This window comes from Wujia chipingensis (assembly GCF_014337155.1).
In the GTDB taxonomy this organism is placed as follows: Bacteria; Bacillota; Clostridia; order Lachnospirales; family Lachnospiraceae; genus Coprococcus_C; species Coprococcus_C hominis.
This window is the reverse complement of record NZ_CP060632.1, coordinates 1788898-1812521: the sequence shown is the minus strand read 5'-3', so window position 1 is coordinate 1812521 and position 23624 is coordinate 1788898. Positions and strand designations below refer to the sequence as shown.

Here is a 23624-nt window from a genome sequence, read left to right as displayed (position 1 = left end):
GAAGAGGATGAGACATGAAAATAAGGAACATTATATTTGATTGTAATGGCACGATGATTTTTGATGGCAAATATCATGATATTGCATGGCGGACATATGTGAGTAAGCTGGCTGGCAGGGAACTTACCAAAGAAGAATTCCAGCATCAGATACTCGGACATACGAACCGGGATATTTTCGAGTGGCTGCTTGGGAAGGGTGCTTTGTCCGAGGAGAAGATCATGCAGTTGACCGAAGAGAAAGAGGTTCTATACAGAAGCATGTATCAGGAAGATCAGGACGCCTGCAGGCTGGTGAAGGGGTTACCAGAATTTCTGGATGAGTTGCAGCGAAGAAATATAAAATGCAATATCGCAACGGCATCTGGTCTATCCAATGTCGACTTTTATTTTGAACGGTTTGCACTTGCAAAATGGTTTGACAAATCAAAGCTTGCCTATGATGATGGAACGATGCGGGCGAAACCAGCACCGGATATGTATATTCGTGCGATGGAGCGCATCGGGGCGGAGCCATCTGAGACGATGGTGATCGAAGACAGCCCATCCGGTGTGAAAGCCGCCGTTGCTGCGAACGCAGCTTGTATTGTAGGAATCTACGGCGATTCCGATAAAAAGCTGCTGCAGGATACAGGCGTGTGCGATTATCTGATTGAGGATTATACACGAAATTATGTTGGATATATAGAGCGGAATCTGTTAGAATAGAGTAGCGCATAAAGTTACAGCGTTGCATGAATTACGGATAAACGCGGAACAGCAATTGGTATGCTATGGAACGAAAAAGTATAAGGTAATACAATACAGGAGGACAAAAACATGCAGGTAACTATTTCGGATGCAATTCGTTATATCGGAGTGGATGATAAGGATATTGATTTGTTTGAGAGTCAGTACGTAGTACCGGAAGGCGTATCATACAATTCATATGTGATTCTGGACGAGAAGATTGCGGTTATGGATACAGTTGATGCCAGAGGCATGGAAGGCTGGGAGGATAAGCTGCTTCAGACATTGAATGGGGCAAAGCCGGATTATCTGATTATCTCGCATCTCGAGCCTGATCATGCGGGAAGTATCGGAAGAATGGTCGAGCTTTTTCCGGAGGTAAAGCTGGTTGCAAGTGCAAAGGCGATTGCGATGCTGCCACAGTTCTTTGAGGATAGATTGGATGCGCAGGAGAAGATTGCGGTCAAGGAGGGCGAAGAGTTATCGCTTGGAACCCATACATTGGTGTTCTATATGGCACCGATGGTACACTGGCCGGAGGTCATGGTGACCTATGAGAAGAGCGAGAAGGTGCTGTTCTCAGCAGATGGATTTGGTAAGTTCGGCGCGCTTTCCCTCACAGAAAATGAGGACTGGGCATGTGAGGCAAGACGGTATTATTTTAATATCGTCGGTAAATATGGCATGCCGGTGCAGACACTTCTGAAGAAGGCAGCAGGACTTGATATCGAGACAATCTGTCCATTGCACGGTCCGGTATTGAAGGAAAATCTCGGATACTATATTGGACTTTACGATACATGGAGCAAGTATGAGCCGGAGAATAAAGGCGTGCTTGTTGCGTATGCATCGATCCATGGCAATACGGCGAAGGCAGCTAAAAAGCTTGCAGACATGCTTCGCGCAGAGGGCGTAGAGAAGGTCGTTGTCAGTGATCTGGCGAGAGAAGATATGGCTGAGGTAATCGAGGATGCATTCCGCTATGACCGGATGGTGCTCTGTGCCGCAAGCTATGATGGTGGGGTATTTCCATGCATGCAGGATTTCCTGAATCATCTGCAGTCAAAGGCGTACCAGAAGCGTACCGTTGGTATCCTGGAGAATGGCAGTTGGGCACCATGTGCCGCCCGCACGATGAAGACGATTCTTTCTACGATGAAGGATGTCACGATTGTGGAGCCAACCGTTACGATCATGTCTACGATGAAGGAATCTGATTACCCAGCGATGGAAGCCTTAGTGAATGCAATCAAATAAGGAGAGTTTTAAGTGAAGAATTTGTACATAGCAGAGAAACCCAGCGTTGCCCGTGAGTTTGCAAAAGCGCTCGGCATGAAGGGGGCTGCAACTGCCGGTGCAAGGGACGGATACTTAGAGAACGAGGATACGGTCGTGACATGGTGTGTCGGACATCTGATCACGATGAGCTATCCGGAGGTCTATGATCCAGCCTTGAAGAAATGGAGCTTTGATACGATTCCATTTATACCGGAGGAATATAAATATGAGATTATTGATGCGTCAAGCAAACAGTTTCAGATCGTAAGCAGGCTGCTGAATCGTGAGGATGTTGGACGCATCTATGTCTGCACTGACTCGGGACGAGAAGGAGAATATATTTACCGTCTTGTCGAGCAGATGGCAGGCGTGGACAAAAGTAAAAAAGACCGGCGGCGTGTGTGGATTGATTCGCAGACCGAGGAAGAAATCATGCGAGGTATCCGGGAGGCGAAAGAGCTTTCTGCCTATGATAACCTGAGTGATGCGGCATATCTGCGTGCGCAGGAAGATTATCTGATGGGAATCAATTTTTCCCGTGCATTATCGCTGAAATATAGCTACACAGTCCGGAATTATCTTGGCATGGATCGATGCGTGATCGCAGTTGGACGTGTCATGACATGTGTACTTGGCATGATTGTGAAGCGGGAACGGGAGATCCGACAGTTCGTGCCGACACCATTTTACCGGGTGCTTGCCAGCACAGAAGGATTTGAAGCAGAGTGGAAGACGACGAAGGATTCTGCCTATCTGGATTCTCCTCTTCTGTATAAGGAAAATGGTTTCAAAAAAGAAGAGAGTGCTAAGCAGTTGATTACTGAATTGTCTGCGGATGCACCGATTGAACTGATCGTGCAGAAGGTAGAGAAAAAGACAGAGAAGAAAGCACCACCGATGTTATACAACTTAGCGGAGCTGCAAAATGACTGTTCACGGTTGTTTAAGATTAGTCCGACCGATACGTTGAATACCGTGCAGACACTCTATGAGCGAAAGCTGGTAACATATCCAAGAACGGATGCCCGTGTGCTTTCCACAGCCGTTGCGAAAGAAATCGGGAAAAATATCGGTGGCTTGCAGAAATATGAACCACTTGCACAGTATGCGCAGTATATTATGCAGCAGGGCGGATACAAGGGTGTTGCCAAATCCAAATATGTCAATGATAAACAGATTACCGACCACTATGCGATCATTCCGACCGGACAGGGACTTGGGAATCTGAATGGGTTAAATGATATTCAGCGGAAGGTGTATGACATTATTGCACGGCGGTTTTTGAGCATTTTCTTTCCGGCAGCAGAGTATGAGAAAGTAAGCCTTGTGTTGTCAAGACAGATTCATACGGTGGTTGGCGAAAAAGAAAATGGAACCGAAAGCTTTTTTGCAAATTTCAAACGACTGAAAAATCCAGGGTATCTGACGATAGCCGGACTTTCGTCTGACAAAAAACAGGAAGAACAGAAGCTGACGGATGAGGAGTTGGCGAAGTTTGCATCTTTGAAGAAAGGTGATGCGATTCCAGTACAGACATTCAATATCAAGGAAGGAGAGACATCTCCACCGAAGCGATATTCTTCGGGTACATTGATTCTGGCGATGGAAAATGCCGGACAGCTCATCGAGGATGAAGAGCTTCGAAGTCAGATCAAGGGCAGCGGTATTGGAACGAGTGCGACACGTGACAGTATCATCACGAAGCTTGTGACGAACAAATACATTGCATTAAATAAGAAAACACAGATCGTGACACCGACGTTTCTTGGAGAGATCATCTACGATGTATGTTTAAATTCCATTCAGAGTTTGCTTTGGGCGGAAATGACGGCATCGTGGGAGAAAGGGCTTTCCGGTGTTGCGGAGGGAACGATTTCGAAGGACGAATATACAGCCAAGATGAATAAATTTGTCTGTGATAACACGAATGCCGTGAAGCAGATACGAAATCAGAATCAGATCACGCGATTGTTTGACCGGACGAAGCCATTTTATGAGAAGGCGGGAGCGAAGAAGGCTGCAAAGAAATCGTAGATATATTGAAAAATGAGCAGAATCAGATGTTTCATATGCATGAAATAAGTTTCATGCGTATGGTTCAATAGATGGATGGAGGATAGAAAATGAAAAGTGTAAATGCAGTAACAATCAAGGAATTATATGATCTTTCCCATACGGAGGCAAAACCTTTGATGGAGCAGTATACCTATCCGTGGGAGGTGCTTCCACATATTGGAGAATTTATCGTTAAGCTTGGGGAGTCTCTTCCGAAGGAAGAGTATACCGAAGTAGCGGAGCATGTCTGGGTGCATAAGACAGCGAAGGTATTTGCATCAGCATATCTGGCAGGACCGGCAATCATCGGCGCCGAGACAGAAGTGCGCCAGTGTGCGTTTGTCCGCGGAAATGCGCTGGTTGGAAAAGGCTGTGTGATCGGTAATTCCACAGAGCTGAAAAACGTGATCATCTTTGATAATGTGCAGGTGCCACATTATAACTATGTTGGCGATTCTATCTTGGGATTTAAGTCGCATATGGGTGCTGGCTCGATCACATCGAATGTAAAGAGTGATAAGACACTTGTCCATGTGAAAGGAATGGATCCAGAGACAAATGAGAAGTTTGATCTGGAAACTGGTTTGAAGAAATTTGGAGCAATGCTTGGAAATCATGTAGAGGTTGGTTGTAATTCTGTATTAAATCCTGGTACAGTTATTGGCTCAAACAGTAATGTCTATCCGCTTTCCCCGGTACGTGGATTTGTACCGGCAGAAAGCATCTATAAGACGGGTGGCGTAATCGTAAAGAAACACGCATAAGTGGTTAGTTTGTATCAATCCGGGCAGATTGTGCTGCCTGGCGGGCGGCTTCCAGTATGAGCAGTGTGGTGTACTGGTTGTCGCTTGCATATGTAACAGAATCCAGATCACCGGTGATCTGTAGCTGCTCATTGATGGCATCCACGGAAGGTGTTAAAAGCGGATACATGGCTGTGACGGTTTCGTTTGTGTTTGATACTTCGATGTGTGTGACTGCATGTTTGTCGATGGTCGTCTGTAATTCCAGTGTGGTGCCACCAAGATTTAACTGCGAGGTATAGACACCTGGCTGGTATGTGGCAAATGTTTCCGTTGAGATGCTTGTATCTGTGGTATCCTTTTCGTTCTCCTTTGGCGAGAACATATACCAGAGCAGCAGGATCAACAGGATGCCGAGGACGATAAATATGCCAGTGTAGATGAGTTCTTTTGATTTTAAGACGATAATTTTCGTTTTGGATGACATAATAAAAAACTCCCTGTTCAGAATTAGTATAATATATTCTGAATAGGGAGTTTTTATTACTTTAGAATTAGGAAAATCAACACTTACAGGGAAGAATATCCGTGGCTGTTGATGATTCCCTTGATTGGTATGCCGGCTTTGCAGAGTGGGCAGTCAGCAGCAGAGTGTGTTTCGTAATTCGGGATATCCTCGGTACGGAAGATGGTGTTGATCTGCTCGTCGTGAATTTCATCGGCTGCGGAGAAAATCGAAGATACACCGACCACTTCACCACCGTAATATTCGATACACTCGAGTGCGGTCTGCAAGGTCTTTCCGGTTGTAGCAGTTGCTAACAATACAAGGACATGCTTGCCTTTGATCATGGAAAGATAATTCTCGCGGAATATAAGCTGTCCGCCAGAGTGCTGCTCCGGGGAAATGATGTATGCAGTATTGTGCAGGTTCGCAGATAAGATACCTGTGTTAAGAAGTTCGTCTGCAAGATAAGCACCGATCACATTTGTACCGTCCAGACAGACGATCGTATCAATGATCGTTGTAGCAGCGTAGCGGGCAGCCAGCACTTTGGCAGCGGCATGTGCTTCGCTTCGACGGCTCTTCAGACTTGTCATATCAATATAGTAGTTGATATGAGAAGAAGATGTTGCGTAGTGACCAGGTGTTACATTCAGTGAGATTAAGTTGCTGGATGTAGACTGTACCTTGAATGTATTTGTGTTTTCCATAAATAGTACCCCTCCTGTGCGTTTTATGACATACTGATATTATAAATGGTATACGGGATTTATGCAAGCAAAGTAGCACAATACACAGAAAATTCACCGTATATTTTCTCCGATTTTTGAGACACCGACATAGATCTGGGAGATCTTATACCACGTTGGAAAATCGACGATTCCACTTACCGGAAGGTTAAAAATAGACTGAAAGGCACGCACGGATTCTGCGGTTGCGGAACCATAGATACCATCGACTGTGACAGTCGGAATCGCCGGGTAATTCTGCGCAATACGGTTTAACTGCTCCTGAATCGTGATGACCGGTTCGCCGGAGCTTCCGATCGTCAGATCATAGCCCGGATAAGAGGATGGGATTCCGGAGACAATTTCTGCTTCATTTACATACATATCGGATCCGTAATAGTAGTGGATGATATCTATGGCAGAGAAACCATCATCCCCGAGTGCTTTAGAACCCCACTGTGTCATCCAGTTTGGACAGGAGACGCGCTTGCCATCGCAGTATTGTGTGAGAATCGGCTGCTTGACATTTGGACGGGCGAGATAGCGGTTGTAGAGCCGGTCGGCAATCTGCGAGATATTCTCGTAAATGGTCTTGCCGTAGATCCATTTGTGATCGTAAGCGGTGGAGGATGTAATCGTGAAATTATAGCCTTTGTTCCGGTACCATTCTGTATATACCCGGTTTAAAGTGAAGGACATGATTGCCAGAATATTGGCTTCGATCGTGCTTTCTGGCCAGGTGGAGTAGATCTCGCAGCAGGCGACATTTTTGATGTAGTCGATGTATGGGACATAATAATCGGTAGCAGTGGAGTCGCCGGGGACACCGTCGTGTACGACAATCGTTTCTGGTACGACGACGCGTGAGAGGACGATCTCGCCACTTTCGGATAAAGGCTTGATCTCCGGCTCGGCGATTTTCGGTGGATAGTATTCCCAGAGCGTGTGTCCGCCGATGACGATTGGGTTATAGACATAGTCAGGTGTCTGCTCGGATGGCTGCAATACGATGGACTGCAATCCGTTTTCGCCAGAGAATATCTGGACGCCCGAGACAAGTCCTTCCTGATAGCCGGGAGCGGAGATCTTTACATTGTATTCAGAATAGGGCTGGTTGTCAGTTGGCTCCATGCTGTATTCACGCGGTGGTGCGGAAAGCTCGATATTTCCGGTCTGTCCGTTTCGGTCTGTGTTGACGGATTCTAAGATCCGGTTTGGCTCTCCTGTGTTTGCGATTTCAATAGTAGCAGAAGAAAGCGGAGAGTAACTGTCTGTGCCTGTGACTATGACATTTAAATTTCCTGTATCACTAGAATATTGATCCATACGAGATACCTTGATTTTTCGTCCATATAATATATGAAAAAGCGTGGAGAATTATGTAAATAAAAAATTATACATGTTAAGAAAAAACACTTGACAAGCAGAGAAAAAGCATGTATGATGCAAAAGGTTTGTAAATGAAAAATACTTTACAGGTGATTCAGATGGAGAAGTTTGTACGTCAGTCATTGCTCTATGATTTTTATGGAGAGCTGTTGACGCAGACACAGAAAAGTATATACGAAGATGTTGTGATGAATGACCTGTCCTATTCGGAACTGGCAAGGGAATATGGAATCTCCAGACAAGGCGTGTTTGATATGATGAAGCGCTGTGACAAGAAGCTGGAGGACTTTGAGAAAAAACTGAAATTAGTAGAAAAATTTGAGAATGCCAGAGAGAAGGTAGCCACGATACAGACTGAGATTCAGGCATTGCGGGAACGCAATGAAAATCCGACGCTGGATGGAGCGTTTGCGGATATTGACACGAATCTGACCGGGCTGCTGGATGATTTTTAAAAGTTCGATGTTTGGTTTTGTTTGGGAGGAGACGCATGGCGTTTGACAGTTTAACAGACAAATTGCAAAACGTGTTCCGGAAGTTGAGAAGCAAAGGAACGATTACGGAAGCGGATGTAAAGGAAGCGATGAAAGAAGTAAAGCGTGCGCTGTTGGAGGCGGATGTAAACTTCAAGGTCGTAAAACAGTTTATCAATTCGGTTAGTGAACGTGCGGTTGGAGAGGAAGTCTTGAAAGGATTAAATCCCGGACAGATGGTAATCAAGATCGTAAAAGAAGAGATGGACAAGTTGATGGGCTCAGAGACAACCGAGCTGAAGCTTCTGCCATCCAATGAAATCACGATTGTGATGATGTGTGGTCTGCAGGGTGCAGGTAAGACAACGACTGTTGCAAAGCTTGCAGGCAAGTTTAAAAACAAGGGTAAAAAGCCGTTGCTTGTTGCATGTGACGTTTATCGTCCGGCGGCAATCAAGCAGTTGGAGATTAACGGTGAAAAAGTCGGAGTTCCTGTATTTTCGATGGGAGATGGACATAAACCGGTAAATATTGCGAAAGCAGCGATTGAGCATGCCGCAAAGAATGATATCAATTTAGTATTTTTGGATACTGCAGGTCGTCTGCATGTCGATGAAGACATGATGAACGAACTGGCAGAGATCAAGGAAAATCTGAATGTGACATACACAATTCTGACTGTCGATGCGATGACTGGTCAGGATGCAGTCAATGTAGCGACATCATTTAATGATAAGATTGGCATTGATGGCGTGATTTTGACGAAGCTCGATGGTGATACCCGTGGCGGTGCCGCACTTTCCATCAAAGCGGTGACAGGAAAACCAATCCTGTATGCCGGAATGGGAGAGAAGCTCACGGATCTGGAGCAGTTCTATCCGGATCGTATGGCGAGCCGAATCCTCGGCATGGGCGATGTGGAGAGTCTGATCGAGAAAGCACAGTCAGCAATCGATGAGGAAAAGGCAAAGGAGATGGAAGAGAAGTTTAAGAAGGCTTCTTTCGATTTCAATGATTTTCTTGATCAGATGGAACAGATGGAAAAGATGGGTGGCATGAATGATATTTTGAAGATGCTGCCTGGATTTGGAAATAAAAAACAACTCCAGAATCTGGAGATTGACGACAATGCGATGAATATGCCGAAGGCAATCATTTTGTCGATGACGAAGCAGGAACGTTCGCATCCGGAGATCATCAATCCGAGCCGCAAGAAGCGTATTGCAGATGGTGCAGGCGTTCCAATCAGCGAAGTAAATAAGCTGATTAAGCAGTTTGAACAGTCCAGAAAAATGATGAAGCAGATGTCCGGTATGATGGGTGGAAAGCGCCGCGGCGGATTCAAGCTTCCGTTTGGATTTTAATTTTTGATAATAGTATAACTATTATATATAGACGAAAGAATTTTAAGGAGGTGAAATTTAACATGGCAGTTAAAATCAGATTAAGAAGAATGGGATATAAGAAGCATCCTTTTTATAGAGTTGTAGTAGCTGATTCCAGATCACCAAGAGATGGTAGATTCATCGATGAGATCGGAACATATGATCCAAATCAGGAGCCAGCATCTGTAAAGATCGACTCTGATGCAGCTAAGAAGTGGCTTGCTGATGGTGCTCAGCCTACAGATACTGTTGCAAAGCTTTTGAAGCAGGCAGGCATCGAGAAGTAAGACTGATGTGCAAGGGAGGTGCAGGTTATGAAGGAATTAGTAGAACTGATTGCAAAATCCCTCGTTGATTATCCGGATGAAGTTGTTGTAAAAGAGACAATCGATGGAGATACCATAACAATCGAACTGAACGTTGCAGGAGATGATATGGGTAAGGTGATCGGCAAACAGGGCCGAATTGCCAAATCCATTCGTACTGTGGTGAAGGCGGCTGCATCAAAGGGTGATAAAAAGGTAATTGTAGACATCAAATAATTCTTAGATTCCCGGTGCCATATGGCATCGGGAATTCTTTTATCGGAGGAATGAATGAACGAAGATATGTTTCGAATTGGCGTAATCACGTCGACACATGGATTAAAGGGTGAGGTCAAGGTATTCCCGACGACCGATGATCCGGCACGATTCAAGAAGCTGAAAAAATGCTTTATTCGTACAAAAAGTGGCGATGTACCAGTGGAGAAAAAATCATGCAAGTTCTTTAAGAACATGGTGATTCTTTCTTTTTCGGAATTTAATGATATAAATGAGATAGAAAAATACAAGGGCTGTGAACTGTATGTAACACGGGAAGATGCAGTTCCACTCGAGGAAGATGAGTTTTATATTGCAGATGTGATCGACGCAGAGGTGTTCGAGGATAACGGCAAAAAGCTTGGGACACTTGTGGATGTGATGCAGACAGGTGCAAACGATGTGTTTGTCGTGAAGATGGAGAATGGCAAGGAAGTGTTGCTTCCGGTCATTAAGGATTGCGTGTTGGATATCAATGCAGAAGAAAAAAAGATTGTTGTTCACATGATGAATGGACTGCTGGACTAACGATATCGGAGGCAGATATGTATTTTCATATTATGACATTATTTCCGGAGATGGTGCTTGGAGGATTAAATGAGAGCATTACCGGAAAGGCAATTGAAAAAGGACTAATCGGTGTAGATGCTGTGAATATCCGTGATTTTGCAGGTAATCGGTATGGGCACGTTGATGATTATACCTATGGTGGCGGTGCAGGTATGCTGATGCAGCCGGGACCGGTGTATGATGCGTACCAGCATGTGCTTGCGCAGATTGCAGTACGTAAGGAAAAGAAAGGAACATCGGCACAGGCGAAAAAAGTACGTGTGCTTTATATGACACCGCAGGGACAGCCGTTTAAACAGTGCATGGCAGAAGAGTATGCGAAAGAAGAAGATCTTGTGCTTTTGTGTGGACATTATGAGGGCATTGATGAGCGTGTGCTGGAGATGATTGTGACCGATTATGTGTCGATTGGCGATTTTGTACTGACGGGTGGCGAACTTCCGGCGATGATGATTGTGGATGCAACAAGCCGTCTTGTGCCGGGCGTGCTTGGCAGCGATGAAAGTGCGGTATATGAAAGCTTCTATGATGGCTTGCTGGAATATCCGCAGTATACCCGTCCAGAAGAATTTATGGGGAAGAAAGTACCAGAGGTGCTGCTTTCCGGACATCATAAGAACATCGAAGAGTGGCGGTATGAACAGTCGATGCAGCGGACACAGGAACGGCGCCCGGATCTGTATGAGATCTATGTGGAGGTACACCGGGAAGAGCTGGAAAAACGCAGACGAAAAAAAGAAGAAAAAGAACGAAAGCGGCTCCGTCGGGAGCAACGTGCAAAAATGCAGACAAATGAATAACTACTGCTTGTCTTGCAGAGAAATATGGTATATAATTTTTATAATATCGAAAGAAAAACGGGAGAGAAAAACCATGAAAAAAAGAGTATATATTGCAGTTGTTACACTGGCACTTGCTAGTCTGTTTGCAGGCTGTGGAAAGAAATCCGCGGATGCAGCCGTTTCGGTAAAAGATGATGTTGTGGAATTCGTAAATGAAGAGCTTCCAGCAGCAAAGGCAGATCATGACAATGCGATTGGCATTTACAATGCATATTTTGCAGGAAGCAGTGATCAGGATCTTGATGCATTTAAGACATCTTTGCAGGATACCGCAATTCCAGCAATGGAGAATTGTATCACAACGATTTCTAATATCGAAGTTGCAACAGATGAGGTAAAAGCGTTAAAGGATTCCTATCTGCAGAGCGTACAGAAAGAATGCGAAGCCATGAAGATGGTTGTCTCAGCGATTGATGGAGAAAATGCAGACTATCTGACACAGGCAGACAGCTTGATTGCAGAGGCAGCTACACTTCGGAGTGACTACCAGACAAAACTTCAGGCAATTGCGAATGAGCAGGGAATTGTAGTAAATCAGTAATGGTAAGAAAGCTGTCGGTGAAACATCCGGCAGCTTTCCTGCGTTATATGAGGAATTTGCGTATGGAACAGACAGAACGTGAAAAGAAAGAACAGGCATATATCACACAGTTAAAGAAGAATATGAACCCGGAGGATGTCGCTGGACTGTATCACCTCTATCAGAAGCTGACAGAGAAAAGCTATTTTCGGACAGATGTGGGATTTGGATTTTTGGCGGAGCTGCGCGATTATCTGGTGAAAAATGGTTACCAGATTGATGCTTATACAATGCCGCAGTCACAGGCAAATAAAAAGGTATCAGAGACGCACACAGATGCGCATTTGCGCAGGAAATATGAGCGGCTGTGTGAGAAACAGGAACAGACGGAGAAGGAAGTGGAACGTTTGAATCTGCTTCGTATCCGGCTGACAATCGCGGTTGTCGCACTTGCGGTGGCTGTGATTGGTATGATATTTATTGCAGTGACAAATAAAAATGTTGGATACTTTCATGCTGAACAGAAAGTGCAGGATAAATACGCATACTGGGAGGAACAGTTGGATGCACGCGAGAAGGAATTGCAGGAGTGGGAAGAAGAGCTGAGTGAACAGGCAGAAAAAAACAATGACGCAAAGACACAAAATTGACAAAAATACATGCTATAATCGGGTACAATAAATGATAGAAAATGGTAGTTAGGAGGAACTGGGATGAATGATTTAAAAGTACTGGTCGTGGATGATGAGAGTCGTATGCGGAAACTGGTTCGTGATTTCCTTGTGAAAGACGGATATTCGGTTGTGGAGGCTGCGGACGGTGAAGAAGCGGTCGATGTATTTATGTCGGACAAGGACATCTCATTGATTATTCTGGATGTTATGATGCCGAAGCTGGATGGATATGGTGTTGCGGAGGAAGTACGGAAAATGTCCGATGTGCCGATTATCATGCTGACGGCAAAAAGTGATGAGAGAGATGAGCTGCGTGGATTCGATCTTGGAATTGACGAATATATTACGAAGCCGTTTTCTCCCCGGATTCTGGTGGCAAGAGTAGAGGCAGTGCTTCGCAGAACGCAGGCAGATGCAGATTCAAATGTGATCAGCGTAGATGGAATCGAGATGGATATTGCAGCCCATCAGGTAAAGGTGGATGGGGAACCAATCGAACTTTCCTATAAGGAATTTGAACTGTTAAATTATTTCTTACAGAATCGTGGCGTAGCTTTGTCCAGAGAAAAAATCCTGAACAATGTCTGGAACTACGATTATTTTGGAGACGCCAGGACAATCGATACCCATGTGAAGAAGCTTCGTAGTAAGCTTGGAAGCAAGGGTGACTATATCAAGACAATCTGGGGTATGGGTTATAAGTTCGAAGGCTAAGACCCGAAACTCAATTCGGGTCAAGATATCCATGATGGTTGTTTTTTTCTCAGTATTTATAATTGCGGCATCCTGGCTGCTTTGCAGTTATGTACTTGGAGGAGTATTTCGTTACAGCATAAAAAACAACTTGATCACAACGTACAATTCCTGCAATGAGCTGTTTCAGGATGAGAGCGGAGATTTGTTTGAAAATGGTGATCTGTTTGGACAGATTAAAAATCCGCAGGATGCAGTTGTGATGATCGTGGATTCAGATAATGGAAAATTATATACATCTATCAACGACGAAGGTCAGATGATGGAGGGTATGCGCAGTCTTATGAACAGCATCCGCAGTGAGGATAACGAAAGTCAGTTTGGCACGGGTGAATATATCATCCGAAGAAACCATGATACAATAACGAATGCGGATTATTATGATCTGATTGGAAGACTGAACAATGGATATGAGGTTTTGCTGCGTACACCGATTGCACGTGTCGAATCGGTTATGCAGGTTATGACGCATTTGTTTATCTATATCTGTATCGGGCTTATGGTATTTGGAACATCCTTTATGCTGTTGTTCAGCAATATTTTCGCGGCACCGATCAAGCGGATGTCCAAGGCTGCAAAAAGGATGAGTGAACTTGATTTTGACGTAAAGATTCCGGTTACAAGTAATGATGAGATCGGAGAACTTGGAAACAGTATGAATGAGATGTCTGAGAAGCTGGAACAGACAATCTCGGAACTGAAAGCAGCCAATATCGAGTTGCAGCGGGATATTGCAGAACGTCGTAAGATCGACGATATGCGGAAGGAATTTCTGTCACATGTATCGCATGAATTAAAGACGCCAATCGCTCTGATCCAGGGCTATGCAGAAGGTTTGAAAGATGATATGTGTGACGACAAGGAAAGCCGTGATTTCTATACGGATGTTATCATTGATGAGTCACATAAGATGAACACAATGGTCAAGCGTCTGCTTACGTTAAATGAGATTGAATTTGGCGATACGAAGCTGAATATCGAGCGGTTTGAACTGGTTGGTTTTGTGAATTCGATTCTGGCATCCACCAAGATTCTGGCAGAGGAAAAGGGTGCGGAGATTATATTCGAGGAAGAACCACCTGTGTATGTATGGGCAGATGAGTATATGATTGAGGAAGTCTTTACGAACTATCTGACAAATGCAATCCATTATGTACGAAAAGATGGTGTGATCCGTATCTCATTTAAACCGATGGGCAACGATATCCGTGTCTGCGTTTACAATCAGGGTGACTGGATCGCCGAGGAAGATATTGGACGTGTGTTTGAGAAATTCTATAAGGCAGATAAGGCACGGACAAGAGAGTACGGTGGTAATGGAATCGGTCTTTCCATTGTTGCGGCGACGATGGAAGCACATGGAAAGAAATATGGCGTGGAGAATGTAGCAGACGGAGTGCTTTTTTACTTTGATTTGGATGCTAATGTGCTTGCCGATAAGTAAAATAAGTGGTAAAATTATTTTATCCTTGTGGGTAAAGAAATAGGCAGTGCATATGACATGAGAAGATAGAGTATGAGAAAAAAGCAGGAAGCAAAACACGCAAATAAAAAAATATGGAAACGGCGGCTGCTGGCAGGGCTGATCGCATGCGGCATATTTGTGACGACTGGTTGCGGACAGGTGATTGACCTGACCGATGAGGAGAATCATCTGATCGCAGAATATGCGGCAGAGTTGTTGCTGAAATATGACCGGAATTATGATACCCGTTACAATCCAGATGAACTGGAGGATACGACGGAGACTATGACCGATACCGATGCGACGACAGAAGCAACTACAGAGATGGTGACGACAACGGAGGCTGCAACGACAGAGCAGGATGTACCTGCGGATGGTCAGACGACGCAGGCGCAGCCGGTGACAGACGAAGCAGTTAAGGAAGACATCGGAGCAACTGTGGATTCGGATTTTGATATCGCTGCATTTGTCGGGGAGAGCCGCATCTCTGTCCGGTATGCATATTACATGGTGGTGGACAGTTATCCATCGTATGATCAGGATGGTATGTATATCGAGGTGCAGGCACCGGAAGGGTATAAGCTGTTAGTATTGAAGTTCGAGGTAGAAAACAAGACAAACGAAGATCAGGCTGTTGATCTGTATAATAAAGATGTCAATTATAATATTGTCGTGGATAACAGCCGGACAACCAAGCAGATGCTGACGATCTTAGCAGATGATCTGTATACTTATGACAAGACGATTCAGGCGAGCAGCCGGGAAGAAGCGGTGCTTTTGTATACGGTTTCTGATTCCGTGGCAAACAAATGGACGGACTTGAAATTACAGATAAAATATGGCGGAACAAGTGCTGTGTTACAGCTTGAACAGTAAGAGCGGTCTTACATAGAGGGCTTGCATAAAGGAGGGTACATATGGATTCAAATATTTTATTGGAGAGCGGTACAAATGAACTTGAGGTTCTTGAGTTCATCATAAATGGCAATCATTATGGAATCAATGTAGAAAAGGTGCGGGAGATTCTTCCATATCAGGAGATTACACCGGTTCCAAATTCGCACCCATGTATTGAAGGAATCTTCATGCCACGTGGGGATATCATTACAGTTATTGATCTGTTCCAGACGCTGGGATTCCCGAATCCGGATAAGCAGAATAACTTTTTGATTGTGACGAACTTTAACAACTTAAATATTGCATTTGATGTACAGGCAGTGCTTGGTATCAACCGTGTATCATGGAAAGATGTTGTGAAGCCAGATGCAACGGTCAGTGGCCCGGGAACCGGAATCGCGACAGGTATTATTAAGAATGAGGACAATCTGTTGATCATTCTTGATTTTGAACGGATTGTGGAGGGTATCTGTCCGGAGACAAGTTTGAAGATTTCTCAGGTGACAGAGTTGGAAGACCGTGAGCGTAACAGCATTCCAATTCTGGTTGCAGAGGATTCCATGATGCTCTGTAAGCTGATTGAGGATGCGCTACACAGAGCCGGTTATACAAAGCTTACAATCAAGAACAACGGACAGGAAGCATGGGATTATCTGTGTGAACTGAAGAAGAATAATGGTGTAGAATATGGCGCGAAGTGCCTGATTACAGATATTGAGATGCCACAGATGGATGGACATCATCTGATCAAGAAGATTCGTGAGACAGAAGGATTAAAGCAGATTCCGATTGTGATATTCTCGTCTTTGATTAACGATGATATGAAGCGGAAGGGTGATCTGCTTGGCGCAGATGCACAGATCAGCAAACCGGAAATCGGTCAGTTAGTAGGAATTCTGGACAGTCTGGTGGCAAGCCAGATATACGGAACAAATAAGTAATATTATGCCGGCAGGTTTCCTGTCGGCATCTGAAATTTATAGCATATGAGGTGAGAGAGATGGATTTGAAGAGTACCGGAAAGACAAAAGAAGAAATCAAAGAGATGTATAACAAATACTTCTATGAGACATTTCAGCGTTTTGATTTCATTGCAGAAAAAGGCGAGGATGACTATGTCATCGATGAGACTGGAAAACGGTATCTCGATTTTATGGCGGGTATTGCGGTTAATTCAGCCGGACATTGCAATAAGAAGGTTGTGGAAGCAATCATGGAGCAGTGCCAGCAGATGATGCATGCGTCCAACTATTGTTACACGATTCCGATGGTTATGCTTGCACAGCGTATCTGTGATGCTATCGGTATGGAGAAGATTTATTTCCAGAATTCCGGTGCAGAGGCAAATGAGGTTATGATCAAGCTTGCCAGAAAATATGGAAAAGATAATTTTGGACCAAACCGTTATCATATTGTAACAGCCAAGAACAGCTTTCATGGACGGACACTTGCGACTCTGGCAGCAACCGGACAGCCGGGAACAGCAATCCAGAGAAACTATGATCCGATGATTCCTGGATTTTCTTATGCAGAGTTTAACAATGTACAGGCATTTGCAGATGCGTGTACGGACGATACGATTGCAATCATGGTAGAGCCGGTACAGGGAGAAGGCGGTGTGATTCCTGCAACGAAGGAGTTCTTACAGGGCTTGCGCAAATTGTGCGATGAGCGTAATATGCTGTTGTTATTTGATGAGGTGCAGACTGGCTGGGGAAGAACCGGAAGTCTGATGGCATATATGGGATACGGTGTGAAGCCGGATTGTGTCAGCATGGCGAAAGCAATGGGCGGCGGAATGCCGATCGGTGCAATGTGTACAAGTGCGAAGCTGGCGCTTACATTTGGACCAGGTGCACACGGAAGCACCTATGCAGGAAATCCGGTTGCCTGTGCGGCAAGTTATGCACAGATCGGAGAAATCATAGATCAGAAGCTTCCGGAAAATGCAGATAAGATCGGTGCATATTTCCGTGAGGAACTATTGAAACTTCCATGTGTGAAAGAGGTACGTGGACGTGGACTTATGATTGGCGTTGAGTTCAACAAGGATATTGCAACTGACGTGAAGTATCAGTCTGCCGACGAAGGTCTTCTGATCACAGCGGTTCGACCAAATGTGATCCGTCTGGTTCCACCACTCAATATTACAGAGAAAGAATGCGATGAAGCATTTGCAATTTTACATAAGGTTGTATCAAAGTTGGTATAATGAAGGTAAAGTGTTTTTGACAGGAGGCTATGACAATGAGACGTAAAAATGCATGGACAACGTACAATAAAAAGCAGTTAGATGAGCTGGAGAAGCTTTGTAAGAACTATCTGAAGTTTCTGGATAAAGGAAAGACGGAACGTGAGTGTGTAAAGCAGATTGTAAAGCAGGCAGAAGAAAAAGGCTATGTGAATCTGGCAGATATCACAAAGGATAAGAAAGCACTCAAGGCAGGTGATAAAGTATATAGCGTCTGCATGGACAAGACAGTTGCCCTGTTCCAGATTGGAAAGAAGAAGCTTGAAAAGGGTATGAACATCTTAGGTGCACATATTGATTCGCCTCGTATGGACGTAAAGCAGAATCCGTTGTATGAGAGCGAAGAGTTTGCATATCTGGATACACATTACTATGGTGGTATCAAGAAATATCAGTGGGTAACATTGCCACTTGCATTGCATGGTGTGGTTGCAAAGAAGGATGGAACTGTGATCACAGTCAATGTCGGTGAGGATAAGAATGATCCGGTCTTCTGTGTGACGGATCTGTTGATCCATCTGGCTGGTGAGCAGATGGAGAAAAAGGCAAACAAGGTAATCGAGGGAGAAAACCTGGATGTCCTCGTAGGCAGTAAGCCTTTGGAAGGAAAGGAAAAGGATGCAGTGAAAGAAGGTATCCTTGAGATTCTGAAAGAGAAATATGATATGACAGAAGAGGACTTCATGTCTGCAGAGATCGAGGTTGTTCCAGCCGGACATGCACGGGAGGCAGGTCTGGATCACAGTATGGTTATGTCTTATGGACAGGATGACCGTGTCTGCGCATATACATCTCTGGCAGCGATGCTGGAAGTGGAGGAAGTAGAAAAAACAACCTGTTGTCTGCTTACAGACAAAGAGGAGATCGGAAGTGTCGGTGCGACAGGTATGCAGTCCCGTTTCTTCGAGAATTCCGTGGCAGAGCTGATGGATGCAATGGGAGAATTCAGCGAGTTATCGTTGCGCAGATGTCTGGCAAACTCCAGCATGCTTTCATCCGATGTAAATGCAGCGTATGATCCTTTATTTGCAAATGCATTTGAGAAAAATAACGCGTCTTATTTTGGACGTGGTGTTGTATTCAGCAAGTTTACCGGTTCCAGAGGAAAATCTGGAAGTAACGATGCAAATGCAGAATACATTGCGCGTATTCGTAAGATGATGGATAAAAATGAGGTCTGCTTCCAGACGGCAGAACTTGGAAAGGTCGATGTCGGTGGTGGCGGAACGATTGCCTACATCCTGTCATTGTATGGCATGGAAGTGATCGACTGTGGAGTTGCAGTTTTAAATATGCATGCACCTTGGGAAATCACATCCAAGGCAGATATTTACGAGGCGTACAAGTGCTATAAAGTATTCTTAAAAGAAGCATAAACAATGAAAGATAAAGATTGATACCAATATGATAAAGAATAAGTGGAACAATCATAAATTGGCAGCAGAAAGTATGGCATTCCTTATGGTATGCCTTTTTCTGCTGTTTTCTTTTTGGAATCCGGTTATGTCCTATGCGAAGGATTCTTTTCTGGCTGGTTATATGCAGTCTGTATATAATCAGAAATCAGGCATCGGCAGCAATGAGGTAAATTGCTTGTATCAGTCGTCGTCTGGATATATATGGGCAGGAACCGATGGCGGACTTTATCGTTCCAATGGTTCCGGATTTCAGAGCATTGACCTGTGGGATACGGATCGTACGGATCTGTATTCGATCAATTGTATCATGCAGGATCAGGATGGACGGATGTGGATCGGCACGGACAACTATGGATTGTTTTATATCGAGGATGGACAGACACATCATCTGCAGGAAGAATATTACAATGGAAATAAAACGATTCTTGCAATCACGGAAGGACAGGATGGGACAATCTATGTGGCATGTACAAGTGGCTTGTTTGTGGTTGCACAGGCAGATCAGGATAAACGTTCAGATACTTCGGCGTATTGTCTCGCTGCGTATTCGGATGCAGTGCTTGCAAGTATGGAATTCCGTGGGCTGACTGCAAAAGACGATGAGATCTGGGGACTTGCTGCAGGTGGAAAAATCTATGTATTTAATCAGGAAGGTGTGCTGCACGAGATTACAGAGCAGGAAGAGTCGGGAGAAGAATGGAACACGATTCAGACTTGTCAGGATTATGTTTATGTAGGAAGCAGCGGCAGGGAAGTCCGTGCGTACCGGACAGCAACAAGCAAACGGACGCTGGCAGCCGGTGTTGAGGGCATTAACAATTTCATGCAGGATGCAGAAGGCAGACTGTGGGTGTGTGCAGATAACGGATATGGATATTTTGATAAGCAGTCAAATTTTGTTCGCATCAATGACAGCCAGATTGATACGTATATCTCCGATATGATTCAGGATTACGAGGGGAATTATTGGATTGCATCTTCTCGTCTTGGACTGCTGCTTTTGACGAAAAGCAAATTCTCTGATTACAATATGGCAAGTGGCATGGCTGAGAGCATGGTAAATGCTGTATATGAATATCGTGGGAAGAAATACATTGCAACGGATGATGGACTTTATATCTACAATGCAAAGGAAGAGCAGGAAGTCAATGATCTGACAGAACTTCTGAAGAATGTTAGTGTACGGCATATCACTGCAGACGATTCTGGTACATTGTGGATATCGACCAATCGAAAATATGGCGTTGTGAAATATCAGGCAGACGGAACGATCACGGTGTACGGAAGATCGGATGGATTGCCGGGTATGGCGGTGAATTGTACGCTGCCATTGTCTGATGGCAGGCTTGCGGTTGCTACGACAGAAGGACTTGCAATTCTGGATGAGACTGGAAAAGTGGAACAGGTTTATCATAGCGGGGAGGAACTTGCCGAGGTTAATATATTGTCGCTGTTTGAGACACGGGAGGGCGATATACTGGCAGGAACGGACGGTGAAGGAATCTATGAATTGGAAGCTGGAAAGGATACCTTACTGCATTACAGCACCGAGGATGGTTTAAATTCGGATGTTGTATCCTGTTTTGCACAGGGCGATCAGGGTGTCTGGATTGGGACAGACAGTGGTTTGTGCTTCTATAGCGAAGCGTTTCGTATGATCAGTAATGTAGAATATTCAAACAGTGTGTATGATATCGAGATCGCGCGTGGGTCTGTCTGGCTGATTGGTTCGATGGGCGTGCTTCGCTCTTCGGAAGATGAGCTGCTTGGAAGTAACGGAATATCCGGGCGGTATTTTGCGACGGGAGACGGTCTGACGAAGACGATCAATACGACCGGAAATGCATGTATTGATACAAAAGGAAAACTGTATATTTGCTGTAATGAGGGCATTTCAGTTTTAGATACGGAACATATCTGGTACAACGAAGTGCAGCCGATTATTAAGGTTACACGGATTGATATTGATGGAACTTCCTATGAATTTGATGATCTGAATGATGGTCTTGTGATCAAAAGTGATGCATCGAAGGTGACAATTGATTTTGCGGTATTTTCCTATACAAACCGGTCGAATATCAAGGTGGAGTACCGGTTGGAAGGATTTGAGTCCAATCCGACCGAACTGCACGGTGACGATGTGCTGCAGGCCGTTTATACGAATCTGGACGGTGGTGTTTACACATTTACTGTGAACGCGTATAATGGCGACGGAACTGCGTGTGCAGAGCCACTTTCGTTCGTGATTGAAAAGGAGAAGAGTGTCTTTGAAAGTCCGATGGCACGTATTATCCTGATATTCAGTCTGGTAATTGTATTTTTACTTCTGGTCCTCACGGTGATCCGTGTCAGACGGATGCTGAAATCCAAGACCTCTGCGTTGGAGCAGTTGTCGAGAGAGCATGAAGAAGCGGTCAAGACAAGTACCGCGAAGAACGATTACTTAGCAAACATGAGTAATGAGATCAAGACACCAATTCATGCGATGATGGTGAAGGCAGATGAACTTCTGCATATGGTAGATAAGGATTCTCCATATCGAAAGGATATCCGCGGTATCTATGATATCGGAAATGATATCCTGGCGAGTGTCGATGATATTATATTGCTTGCCAAACTGGAATCTGGACGTTTTGAGTTGGAGGAGAGTAATTACGCAATCTCGGATCTGGTAGCGGATATGTCGGAGCTTGCATTGCAGGAGCTTGCCGATAAGGATAAGTCTGTAAAGTTCTTTGTAGAGCTTGGTGAAAATGTAACAGACAATCTGATCGGCGATGTTGATAAGATCCGAAATATTCTGGTGCGTCTGCTGGACAATGCGATTCGCTATACGAAGCAGGGAAGTATTACCCTGTCTGTGGACAGCTATGGGTATACGGATCATGCACATCAGGATATGTTAAATATTGTATTTACGATTGCAGATACTGGTATTGGAATTCAGGAAGAGCGGCTGGATAATATATTTGATCTGTATGAGAGTGGAGACAGCATGAAAAACAGTACCCATCCGGGACATGGCGTTGGACTTGCAATTGCAAAGGGTTACGCGGATATTCTGGATGCGGAGTTATCTGTGGAAAGTGTATATGGCGCTGGTTCGACCTTTGTTTTGTCATTGAACCAGAAGCCGGCTGTAAAGCTGAGCAGTGGACAGGTTGTATCGAAGATCGAGGATACCGTATCCAAGGAGGATGCGGAGAAGCTGTGGCTGCCGGAGGTATCCGCACTGCTGGTCGATGATGATGAGGTCAGCATTGAGGTTAGCCGCAAAGTGCTTACATCCTTTGATATGAAGCTGGATGTTGCGACATCGGGACTTAGCGCAATTGATATGGTATTGAATCATGAGTATGATGTTGTCTTTATGGATTTGTCAATGCCGATCATGAATGGTATTGATGCAATGAAGGAAATTCGGGAACTGGATGATATCAGGTATGCGATGTTACCGATTATTGCGCTTGATCCAGATGCTATTGAGGGAAATCGTGGCAGTCATATATCGGCTGGATTTACAGACAGTATGGTAAAACCGATCGAACCACGACGGGTGGCAGCCATATTAAAGGATTGTCTGCCAGAGGATAAGTTACAGGAGCGTTCGGATGATATCCGCCTTTTGATCGAGGGCTCACGGTTCCGGGAAGGACTGCTTCGCCTACAGGAATCGCTGGATGTGGAAGAAGCAATTCAACGTATCGGTGGAAGTATCGAAGTGTATAATAAGCTGATACAGGCATTTTATTCACAGAACAAAGATGTAGCGAACACCCTGGCAGAGAAGTCAACGCGGGATATCCGGGCATTTAAGACGAAGATTCATTCGATTCGTACGTTATCGAATAGCATTGGCGCATATGAGCTTGCAAGATATGCAGCAAGAATGGAGACGTCAATCAATGTTGGAAAGCGTGACCAGCTGCGGCAGAATCTGCGAGGATTCATTGACGAGCTTGTATATCTGCTTTTGATCTTGGAGGATTATGAGCGGTTTGTTGATGAGGTATCCGGTATGACGGATGAAGAGTATGCGGCAAAGATGGCACAGCAAAGTGAAAAGGAAGCCGTCGTGGAAGATGAAGATTCTGACCAGGCAGAATCCGACGAAGCTATGCAGATACCACAGGATCTGACGGTAATTTCAATCGCGGTGCTTGATAAGATGGCGGAATTTGCCAAGACAGGGGATTTTGAGCAGGTAAGAACACATCTGGATCGCCTGAAAAGCTATGGCTATGATGGAGATAATCTGGAGTTTTTACAGGCACTTTCTGAGGCGACAGAATCAGAAAATGCCGATATGATCACAGAGCTTGTGAACACATACCAGGATTTGAAACTGTAAATAAAAAGGGGATGAAAA

Annotated in this window: 22 protein-coding genes; 19 read left to right on the top strand and 3 right to left on the bottom strand. The window is 44.6% G+C overall.

The window, feature by feature from the left end; all coding sequences use genetic code 11:
* Positions 1-14 precede the first annotated feature (14 nt).
* From H9Q76_RS08525 to H9Q76_RS08510, 4 genes are all read left to right on the top strand, one after another.
* Entirely contained in the window at positions 15-707 is a 693-nt protein-coding gene (locus H9Q76_RS08525) for an HAD family hydrolase (protein ID WP_249320937.1), read from the top strand.
* 111 nt (positions 708-818) lie between these two features.
* Complete coding sequence (locus H9Q76_RS08520; RefSeq protein WP_249320936.1) at positions 819-1985, top strand: FprA family A-type flavoprotein; 1167 nt, start codon at positions 819-821, stop codon at positions 1983-1985.
* 12 nt (positions 1986-1997) lie between these two features.
* A complete protein-coding gene (locus H9Q76_RS08515) occupies positions 1998-4040 on the top strand; it encodes a DNA topoisomerase (RefSeq protein WP_118734249.1) in 2043 nt (680 codons plus the stop codon).
* Between the two features lie 89 nt (positions 4041-4129).
* Positions 4130-4825 (top strand): LbetaH domain-containing protein, encoded by a 696-nt coding sequence (locus H9Q76_RS08510; protein ID WP_117780618.1) that lies wholly within the window; start codon positions 4130-4132, stop codon positions 4823-4825.
* Positions 4826-4829: 4 nt separating this feature from the next.
* On the opposite strand, the gene H9Q76_RS08505 is transcribed toward H9Q76_RS08510, so the two are convergent.
* The 3 genes from H9Q76_RS08505 to H9Q76_RS08495 all read right to left on the bottom strand — a co-directional run bounded on the left by H9Q76_RS08505 (position 4830) and on the right by H9Q76_RS08495 (position 7363).
* On the bottom strand, positions 4830-5291 hold the full coding sequence (locus H9Q76_RS08505; RefSeq protein WP_117780617.1) for a hypothetical protein: 462 nt from the start codon (positions 5289-5291) through the stop codon (positions 4830-4832).
* An 83-nt stretch (positions 5292-5374) separates the two neighbouring features.
* Entirely contained in the window at positions 5375-6019 is a 645-nt protein-coding gene (locus tag H9Q76_RS08500; RefSeq protein ID WP_021985181.1) for a type I phosphoribosyltransferase, read from the bottom strand.
* A gap of 93 nt (positions 6020-6112) precedes the next feature.
* Positions 6113-7363 (bottom strand): peptidoglycan-binding domain-containing protein, encoded by a 1251-nt coding sequence (locus H9Q76_RS08495; protein ID WP_021985180.1) that lies wholly within the window; start codon positions 7361-7363, stop codon positions 6113-6115.
* 161 nt (positions 7364-7524) lie between these two features.
* On the opposite strand from H9Q76_RS08495, the gene ylxM reads away from it, so the two are divergent.
* From ylxM to H9Q76_RS08420, 15 genes are all read left to right on the top strand, one after another.
* Positions 7525-7881 carry a YlxM family DNA-binding protein gene (gene ylxM, locus H9Q76_RS08490; protein WP_117780670.1) on the top strand — a complete coding sequence of 119 codons (357 nt, stop codon included), beginning with the start codon at positions 7525-7527 and terminating at the stop codon, positions 7879-7881.
* Positions 7882-7916: 35 nt separating this feature from the next.
* Positions 7917-9263 carry a signal recognition particle protein gene (ffh, locus tag H9Q76_RS08485; protein ID WP_021985178.1) on the top strand — a complete coding sequence of 449 codons (1347 nt, stop codon included), beginning with the start codon at positions 7917-7919 and terminating at the stop codon, positions 9261-9263.
* 62 nt (positions 9264-9325) lie between these two features.
* On the top strand, positions 9326-9571 hold the full coding sequence (gene rpsP / locus H9Q76_RS08480) for a 30S ribosomal protein S16 (protein WP_021985177.1): 246 nt from the start codon (positions 9326-9328) through the stop codon (positions 9569-9571).
* A gap of 27 nt (positions 9572-9598) precedes the next feature.
* Entirely contained in the window at positions 9599-9826 is a 228-nt protein-coding gene (locus H9Q76_RS08475; RefSeq protein ID WP_021985176.1) for a KH domain-containing protein, read from the top strand.
* Positions 9827-9880: 54 nt separating this feature from the next.
* A complete protein-coding gene (gene rimM, locus H9Q76_RS08470) occupies positions 9881-10393 on the top strand; it encodes a ribosome maturation factor RimM (protein ID WP_021985175.1) in 513 nt (170 codons plus the stop codon).
* Positions 10394-10410: 17 nt separating this feature from the next.
* Entirely contained in the window at positions 10411-11235 is an 825-nt protein-coding gene (trmD, locus tag H9Q76_RS08465) for a tRNA (guanosine(37)-N1)-methyltransferase TrmD (protein WP_249320935.1), read from the top strand.
* 73 nt (positions 11236-11308) lie between these two features.
* Positions 11309-11818, top strand: coding sequence for a hypothetical protein (locus H9Q76_RS08460; RefSeq protein ID WP_021985173.1), 510 nt, complete (start codon positions 11309-11311; stop codon positions 11816-11818).
* 62 nt (positions 11819-11880) lie between these two features.
* Entirely contained in the window at positions 11881-12447 is a 567-nt protein-coding gene (locus tag H9Q76_RS08455; RefSeq protein WP_147341763.1) for a hypothetical protein, read from the top strand.
* Positions 12448-12510: 63 nt separating this feature from the next.
* Positions 12511-13185, top strand: a complete 675-nt coding sequence (locus H9Q76_RS08450; protein ID WP_021985171.1) for a response regulator transcription factor — start codon at positions 12511-12513, stop codon at positions 13183-13185.
* A 31-nt stretch (positions 13186-13216) separates the two neighbouring features.
* On the top strand, positions 13217-14668 hold the full coding sequence (locus H9Q76_RS08445) for a sensor histidine kinase (RefSeq protein WP_117780614.1): 1452 nt from the start codon (positions 13217-13219) through the stop codon (positions 14666-14668).
* Positions 14669-14740: 72 nt separating this feature from the next.
* Entirely contained in the window at positions 14741-15565 is an 825-nt protein-coding gene (locus tag H9Q76_RS08440) for a hypothetical protein (protein WP_118373421.1), read from the top strand.
* Between the two features lie 41 nt (positions 15566-15606).
* On the top strand, positions 15607-16527 hold the full coding sequence (locus H9Q76_RS08435; RefSeq protein ID WP_117780612.1) for a chemotaxis protein CheV: 921 nt from the start codon (positions 15607-15609) through the stop codon (positions 16525-16527).
* A 59-nt stretch (positions 16528-16586) separates the two neighbouring features.
* Entirely contained in the window at positions 16587-17798 is a 1212-nt protein-coding gene (locus H9Q76_RS08430; protein ID WP_021985167.1) for an aspartate aminotransferase family protein, read from the top strand.
* Between the two features lie 35 nt (positions 17799-17833).
* The gene (locus H9Q76_RS08425) at positions 17834-19213 is read left to right on the top strand and encodes an aminopeptidase (RefSeq protein ID WP_118373419.1); all 1380 of its coding nucleotides are present in this window, start codon (positions 17834-17836) and stop codon (positions 19211-19213) included.
* Between the two features lie 28 nt (positions 19214-19241).
* The gene (locus H9Q76_RS08420; RefSeq protein ID WP_249320934.1) at positions 19242-23606 is read left to right on the top strand and encodes a two-component regulator propeller domain-containing protein; all 4365 of its coding nucleotides are present in this window, start codon (positions 19242-19244) and stop codon (positions 23604-23606) included.
* Positions 23607-23624: the final 18 nt, after the last annotated feature.